This is a genomic window from Streptomyces sp. NPDC051776 (assembly GCF_040681345.1).
In the GTDB taxonomy this organism is placed as follows: domain Bacteria; phylum Actinomycetota; class Actinomycetes; order Streptomycetales; family Streptomycetaceae; genus Streptomyces.
In genome coordinates this window covers 1-8,384 of record NZ_JBFAYQ010000098.1, presented here as the reverse complement: position 1 = coordinate 8,384, position 8,384 = coordinate 1, and the positions used below count along the sequence as shown (strand labels likewise).

Below are 8,384 nucleotides of genomic sequence, written 5' to 3'. Positions count from 1 at the left end.
CATCTGCTGCTGGCCAGCCGTCGTGGCCTTGATGCGCCCGGTGCCGTTGAACTCGTCGGCGAGCTTGCCGAGTTGGGTGCCGGTGTCGAGGTGGCGGCCGTGGACGTCGGTGATCGCGCGGCCCTGGTGGAGGTACTGGCTGCGGTGCCGGAGGAGCATCCGCTGACGGCCGTGGTGCACACCGCGGGGATCGTCGATGACGGTGTCGTGGGCTCCCTGACTCCGGAGCGCATGTCCGAGGTACTGCGGCCGAAGGCGGACGCGGCCGTGCATCTGCATGAGCTGACCCGGGGCGCTGATCTGTCGGCGTTCGTGGTCTTCTCCTCCGTCGCGGGTACGTTCGGCAGTGCGGGGCAGGGCAACTACGCGGCCGCCAACGCCTTCCTGGACGCCTTCGCCGCAAGGCGCCGTTCGTCCGGTCTTCCGGCCACTGCCCTGGCCTGGGGCCCCTGGGCACCCGGCGCGGGCATGACCGCCCACCTCACCGAAGCCGACCTGCGCCGCATGGCACGTGGCGGCATGCGGCCGCTCACCGCCCAGCAGGGACTCGAACTGCTCGACACCGCCGGGCTCGTGGCCCATGCGGCCCCCGCGCACCGGGCGATGCTTCTGCCGGTGGACCTGGACCTGCGGACGCTGCGGGCACGCGCCGAGGCCGTGCCGCCACTGCTGCGGGGCCTGGTACGGGCCCCGGCGCGGCGTGCGGCGGAGACGGCGGCGGGCGGGGCCGCCCCCCAGGACCTCGGCGCCAGGCTCGCGGCGCTCGCTCCGGCCGACCGGGAGCAGTATCTGGTCGACCTGGTGTGCGCCCAGGCGGCAGCGACCCTCGGCCATGCCTCAGTGGAGGAGATCGAACCCGACGAGGCATTCAAGGAGTTGGGCTTCGACTCGCTCACGGCCGTCGAACTCCGTAACCGGCTCAACGCCGCTACCAAGTTGCGGCTGCCGGCCACCCTCGTCTTCGACCATCCGACGCCGTCGGTGCTCGCCGGGCGTCTGCTGGAGGAGATCACCCTGCCGGAGACGTCAGGTCCGGGCACGGGCTCGGGCGCGGACACGGGTACGGGCGAGACTCACCGCGCCGCCGTGACCGCGGCGCCGCTCCTGGCCGAACTGGACCGGCTGGAGGCTGCGCTCGTCGCCGCAGCGGCAGGCGGGAACGACCACGCGACGATCACTTCCCGGCTGCGGCTGCTGACGGCGAAGTGGCAGGAACTGGCAGCTAAGGGCGGCGGTGCCGGACGTGACAACGGCACCGGCCCCGGTGGCTCCGGAGCATCGCCCGCCGGCATCGACGACGGGGAACTCGACTCCGTCGAGACGGCGGACGAGCTGTTCGACCTGATCGACAAAGAACTCGGGCAGCCGTGATGAGCCGCGGGAGACCGTTGGCACCGGCTCAGGGATGTGGCTTTGGTGGCTGAAGGCGAGACGTTGGACGGCAAGTACGTCGAGTACCTCAAGCGGCTGACCGCTGAGCTGCGGCAGACGCGCCGACAGCTGCGCGAGGTGCAGGAGCGGGACCGGGAGCCTGTCGCCATCGTGGCGATGAGCTGCCGCTATCCGGGAGGCGTGGAGAGCCCGGAGGATCTGTGGCGGCTCGTCGACGAGGGCGGCGACGCCATTTCCGGATTCCCCGCGGACCGCGGCTGGGACGTGGAGGCGGGCTACGACCCCGACCCCGACAATCCCGGCACCTTCTACGCGCTCGGCGGTGGTTTCCTGCACGAGGCGGCCAGGTTCGACGCGGACTTCTTCGGTATCTCCCCGCGCGAGGCCCTGGCGATGGACCCCCAGCAGCGGCTGCTGCTGGAGATCTCCTGGGAGGCGTTCGAGCGGGCCGGAATCGACCCCGGCTCCGTACGGGGAAGCAGCACCGGGGTGTTCGTCGGTGCCGCGACCTCCGGTTACGGCGTCGGCGTGAGCGAGTTCCCCGAGGGCGTGCAGGGCCTGCTGCTGGCGGGCAACGCCACCTCGGTCGCCTCCGGCCGTATCGCCTACACGCTCGGCCTGGAAGGTCCCACGGTCACCGTCGACACTGCATGCTCCTCCTCGTTGGTCGCCCTGCACTGGGCGTGCCGGGCGCTGCGCCGCGGCGAGTGCGACATGGCGCTCGCGGGCGGGGTCGCGGTGATGGCAACCCCGGCGATGTTCTACGAGTTCAGCCGGCAGCGCGGTCTGGCGGCCGACGGCCGGTGCAAGGCGTTCTCCGAGGACGCCGACGGGACGGGCTGGGCGGAGGGCGCCGGCATGCTGCTGGTGGAGCGGCTCTCCGACGCCCGCCGCCTCGGTCACCCGGTGCTGGCCGTGGTACGTGGCACGGCGATCAACTCCGACGGCGCCTCCAACGGCCTCACCGCACCCAACGGCCCCTCCCAGCAGCGGGTGATCCGCGCAGCGCTCGCCGACGCGGGCCTGACGCCGGCAGATGTGGACGCCGTCGACGGGCACGGCACAGGTACGTCGCTGGGCGACCCGATCGAGGCGCAGGCTCTGCTCGCGACCTATGGCCAGGACCGTGAACGGCCGCTGTGGCTGGGCTCCTTGAAGTCCAACATCGGGCACGCCCAGTCCGCCGCGGGCGTCGGGAGCATCATCAAGATGGTCGAGGCGATGCGGCAAGGGACGCTGCCGCGCACCCTGCACGTCTCCGAGCCGTCCCGGCACGTCGACTGGTCGGCGGGAGCGGTGCGGCTGCTCACCGAGCCGGTTGCCTGGCCCGAGGCGGGCCGCCCGCGCCGCGCCGGTGTGTCCTCGTTCGGCATCAGCGGCACCAACGCCCACACCGTCATCGAACAGGCCCCCCTCCCGGACCTCGTCGACCCGGCCGACCCCGCCGCAACCGTCGGTGCCGCCGACCCTGCCGCTCCCGTCGCCTCCGCCGACCCCGCCGGGAATGTCGAGTCGACCGGTCCCGCCGGTCCCGCCGATCGCGCCGTTCGCGCCGCTGACCCGGGTGGCCCTGCCGCCGAACCCCGGGTTCTGCCCGTCGTGCCGTGGCCTGTGTCCGCGCGCAGCGAGGCGGCGCTGCGCGCGCAAGCCCGCCGCCTGCTGGACCGGCTGCGGCATACCCCCGAGCCACCCCGTCCACTGGATGTCGGCCACGCACTCGCCACCACCCGGGCCGCGTTGGAGCACCGCGCGATCGTCCTCGCCCCGGACCACGAGACGGCGGTACGGGAACTCGCCGCGCTCGCCGAGGGTGCCCCCGGCCCCGCAACCGTCGTGGGTCGCACCGTACGCGGCGCCACGGCCTTCCTGTTCGCCGGTCAGGGATCGCAACGGCCAGGCATGGGACGGGAGTTGTGCAACGCGTACAGCGTCTTCGCCGAGGCGTTCGACGCGGTGGACGCCGAACTGCCCTTCTCCCTGCGGGAGATCGTCTTCGGTGACGACGCCGAGCGCCTGAACCGTACCGAGTACGCCCAGCCCGCCCTGTTCGCCCTCGAAGTCGCCCTGTTCCGTCTGCTGGAATCCTGGGGTGTCACCCCGAAGTTCCTGCTGGGCCACTCCGTCGGCGAGCTGGCCGCCGCTCATGTCGCCGGAGTGTGGTCCCTGCCCGACGCGTGCCGGCTGGTGGCCGCCCGGGGGCGGTTGATGCAGGCACTCCCGGAGGGCGGGGCGATGGTCGCCGTCCAGGCGGCGGAGGACGAGGTGCTGCCCCTGCTGGACGACCGTTGTGGCGTCGCGGCCGTCAACGGCCCGCGCTCGGTCGTGGTCTCCGGTGTCGCCGCGGCCGTTGAGGAGGTTGCCGCGCACCTCCGTGGCCAGGGCCGCAAGGTCAAGGCCCTGCGCGTCAGCCATGCCTTCCACTCACCGCTGATGGAGCCGATGCTCCAGGAGTTCCGGAAGGTTGCCGAGAGCGTCACCTACCATGCCCCGCGGTTGACGATCGTCTCCGACATGACGGGGGAGACTGCCACCCCGGCCGACTTGTGCTCGCCCGACTACTGGGTGCGGCACGTCCGCGAGCCGGTCCGGTTCGCCGACGGCGTTCGGCTGCTCGCCGGGCGCCGGGTGGCGCGGTTCGTCGAACTGGGCCCGGACGGCACTCTCACCGCCCTCGCGCAGGACTTCCTGGGCGGCGAAGGACCGATGGCCGCCCCGTCCCTGCGCACGGACCGGTCCGAGCCCGCCGCGCTGATGGCCGCGGTCGCCGGTGCCCACGCCCACGGCGCGCCGGTCGACTGGGCAGGCGTCTTCGCGGGCACCGGCGCACGGACCGTTGAGCTGCCGACGTACGCCTTCCGCCGTGAGCGGTACTGGCTGGAGCCGGGCCCGCCCGGTTCGTCCGCGGCCGCGGGAACCGATGGCGGGGACACGGACTTCTGGACGGCCGTCGAGGACGAGGACATCGCGGGCCTCGCCGAGACACTGGATGTCGACCCGGGACTCGTCCGTCCCCTCGTACCCGCCCTGTCGTCGTGGCGGCGCGCGCGGCACGAGCGCAGCCGGGTGGAGCGGCTGCGCTACCGGGTCGGCTGGCAGCCGCTCGACCCGGCCCCCGACACCCCGCTGACCGGACGATGGCTGGTCGCCGTCACCGCGGGAACGACCGGCCACGCCCGGGTCCGTACGGTCGCACAGGCCCTGGCGGCGAGCGGCGCCGAACCGCTGCTGTGGGAGTGCGCGCCCGGCGAGGAGCGCACCGAGCTGGCCGCCAGGCTCGCCGGCGTCGGGGAGCTCGCGGGTGTCCTCGCCCTCACCGCGCTCGACGAGGCAGGCGGGACGGGCGCGGCGGACGGGCGAGGCGGGGAAGCAGGGAGAGAGGGCGATGAGGCAGGGGACGCCGAACCGGAGCCGGCGGACGTCCTCTTCCGCACCGTACGGCTCGTGCAGGCGCTCGGCGACGCACAGGTGACCGCCCCGCTGTGGCTGGCCACGCGGGGTGCGGTGGCCACCGCACGGTCCGACGCCGCCCCGGAGCCGTCGCAGGCAGCGCTGTGGGGCCTGGGGCGGGTGGCCGCACTGGAGTTGACCGACCGGTGGGGCGGTCTCGTCGACCTGCCGGAAACCGTCGACCGCCGTGCGGCGGGACGGCTCGCCAAGGTGCTGGCCGGGGCCGCGTCGGCGACCTGCACCGGGACCGGGCACGAGGACCAGGTCGCCGTACGGGCCTCAGGTGTCTTCGGGCGCCGTCTGCTGCACGACGAGGAGCCTGCCGCCCCGAGAGGCACCGCTACTCCGGCGAGCACCGCCACTCCGGCGAGCACCGGTACTCCGGCGAAGATCGGTACTCCGGCGGGCACCGGCAGCGGCTGGCAGCCGCGTGGCACGGTGCTGGTCACCGGCGGCACCGGCGCGCTCGGCGCCCGTATCGCCTGCTGGGCCGCCGAACAGGGTGCGGAACACCTGGTCCTCACCGGCCGCCGCGGACCCGATGCCCCCGGCGCCGCCGAACTGAGGGACCGGCTGACCGCGCTCGGCGCCCGCGTGACCCTGGAGGCCTGCGATGTCGCCGACCGCACGGCCGTCGAGCGCCTTCTGGCCCGGCACAGCGTCGACGCCGTCGTCCACGCGGCGGGCGTCACCGACACGCTTCCGCTGCCCGGACTCGACGCCGACCGCTTCGGTTCGGTGTTCGCCGCCAAGGCGCACGGCGCCGCCCACCTGGACGCCGTGCTGCGCGCCCAAGGCGACCGCCCGCTCGATGCGTTCGTGCTGTTCTCCTCCATCGCCGGGGTGTGGGGCTCCGGAGGCCAGACCGCCTACGCCGCCGCCAATGCCTACCTCGACGGCCTTGCGGAACAGCGACGCGCCCGCGGCGCCACCGCCACGTCCATCGCCTGGGGGCCGTGGGGCCAGGGCGGTATGGCCGCCGATGAGGGGGCCGAGGAGTATCTGCGCCGGCGCGGTCTCAGCGCACTCGACCCCGACATCGCGCTGGCCGCCCTGCGCCGCGCTCTCGAACTGGACGTCACCGGGCAGGTCGTCGCCGATGTCGACTGGTCCCGGTTCACCCCCGGCTTCACCAGCACCCGCCCCAGTCCACTCCTCTCCGCCCTTCCCGAGGCACAGGACGCTTTGCGCGGGGAACAGGTCGTCCCGGACGGCGGCGGCGCGGGCGCGGCACTGCGCGAACGCCTGGCGGGGCTCCCCGTCGCCGAACGCACCCGCGCACTGCTGGACCTGATCCGTACCCATGCAGCGGCCGTCCTCGGCCACGCCGATGCAGGGCTGCTGGAGACCCGGCGCGCCTTCCGCGACTCCGGGTTCGACTCCCTGACGGCCGTCGAACTGCGCAACCGCCTGACCGCCGCGACCGGCCTCCCGCTGCCCGCCACCTTGGTCTTCGACCAGCCCACCCCGGTCGACCTTGCCGCCTTCGTACACGACGAGCTGTTCGGCGCACACGAGGGCCACCGCGCAGCCCGGCCGGACACCGCTGCCGGCGCCGGTCGTACGGAGCGCGCCTCCGACGACCCCATCGTCATCGTCGGCATGGGCTGCCGCCTGCCCGGCGGCGTCACCGGACCCGACGAGCTGTGGAACCTCGTCGCCGACGCGCGCGACGCCATCACCGAATTCCCCACCGACCGCGGCTGGGACCTGGACGCGCTCCACCATCCCGAGCCCGGCCGCCCCGGCACGAGCTACGTCCGGCACGGCGGATTCGTCACCGGCGCGGGGGACTTCGACCCGGCGTTCTTCGGAATCTCGCCGCGTGAGGCCGTCGCCATGGACCCGCAGCAGCGCCTGCTGCTGGAGACCTCCTGGGAGGCGCTGGAGCGCGCCGCCATCGCCCCGGGCGGGCTCCGCGGCAGCCGTACGGGTGTGTTCATGGGCTCCAATGGCCAGGACTATCCAGCGCTGCTTCTCAGCACGCCCGATGCGGGCGACGGCTACCTCGGCACCGGCAATGCCGCGGCCGTGGTATCCGGACGGATCGCCTACGTCCTCGGCCTCGAAGGGCCGACCCTCACGGTCGACACCGCCTGTTCGTCGTCGCTGGTCGCCCTCCACCTCGCGGTGCAGGCGCTGCGGGCGGGCGAGTGCGACCTCGCCCTGGCCGGCGGCGTCACCGTCATGTCGACCCCAGGCGCGTTCATCGAATTCAGCCGCCAGCGCGGTCTGGCGGCCGACGGCCGGTGCAAGGCGTTCTCCGATGACGCCGACGGTACGGGCTGGGCCGAGGGCGTGGGTGTGCTGGTGGTCGAACGGCTCTCCGACGCGCGCCGCCTCGGGCATCCTGTGCTGGCGGTGGTGGCCGGTTCGGCGGTCAACCAGGACGGTGCGAGCAACGGCCTGACCGCGCCCAACGGCCCCTCCCAGCAGCGGGTGATCCGCGCGGCGCTGGCCGACGCGGGACTGGCGCCCGCAGACGTGGACGCCGTGGAGGCGCACGGTACGGGTACGTCGCTGGGCGACCCGATCGAGGCGCAGGCGCTGCTGGCCACGTACGGACAGGACCGTGAACAGCCCCTGTGGCTGGGCTCCTTGAAGTCCAACATCGGTCACACCCAGGCCGCCGCCGGAGTGGCGGGGATCATCAAGATGGTGCTCGCCATGCGGCACGGCGTCCTGCCGTCGACCCTGCACGCGACCGTCCCCAGCACGCATGTCGACTGGTCGGCGGGCGCCGTGGAACTGCTCACCGGCAGCAGGGAATGGCGCTGCGACGACCGCGTGCGACGCGCGGGAATCTCCGCGTTCGGCGTCTCCGGCACCAACGCACACGTCATCCTCGAGCAGCCGCAGGAGACCGGACCGGACCGGGACGCGGAGCAGTTGCCGGACGGGCCACAGCCGTACGCCGAAGGATCGACGGACCTGACGGAGCCCAAGGACGGCACGGAGACCGGCCCACGGGTACCGGGGGCGCTGCCGGGACCACTGACGGGCCCTCTGCCCTGGGTGATCGCCGGTGCCTCCGAGAACGCCCTGCGTGCCCAGGCCGAACGGCTCCTCGCTCACGCCGACTCCCGGCCCGGACTCTCCGCCGCCGACATCGGCCTGTCTCTCGTCACCACCCGCACCGCCTCCGAACACCGCGCTGTCGTACTGGGCGAGGAGCGCGAGGAGCTGCTGTCCGCGCTGGCGTCCCTGGTCATGGGCGAGCCCGACCCCGGCGTTGTCACCGGCCGCGCGCGGTCCGAGGGCCGTACGGCGTTCCTCTTCGCGGGCCAGGGAGCCCAACGCCCGGGCATGGGGCGGGAGTTGTACGAGACCTTCCCCGTCTTCGCCGACGCTTTCGACGCGGTGTGTGCGGTGCTGGACGCGGACCTGCCGTGTCCGCTGCGGGAGGTCGTCTTCGGTGACGACGAAGACGCCGTGAATCGTACGGAGTTCGCGCAGCCTGCGTTGTTCGCGTTTGAGGTGGCGTTGTTCCGGTTGCTGGAGTCGTGGGGTGTGCGGCCGGATGTGCTGGCCGGGCATTCGATCGG

Annotated in this window: 2 protein-coding genes; both read left to right on the top strand. The window is 73.4% G+C overall.

Going from position 1 to position 8,384, the window contains the following annotated elements:
* Positions 1 to 3: 3 nt before the first annotated feature.
* On the top strand, positions 4 to 1,371 hold the full coding sequence (locus tag AB0M26_RS30790; RefSeq protein ID WP_365266151.1) for an SDR family NAD(P)-dependent oxidoreductase: 1,368 nt from the start codon (positions 4 to 6) through the stop codon (positions 1,369 to 1,371).
* A 45-nt stretch (positions 1,372 to 1,416) separates the two neighbouring features.
* The coding region (locus tag AB0M26_RS30785; RefSeq protein WP_365266149.1) for a type I polyketide synthase at positions 1,417 to 8,384 on the top strand (6,968 nt) is incomplete at its 3' end.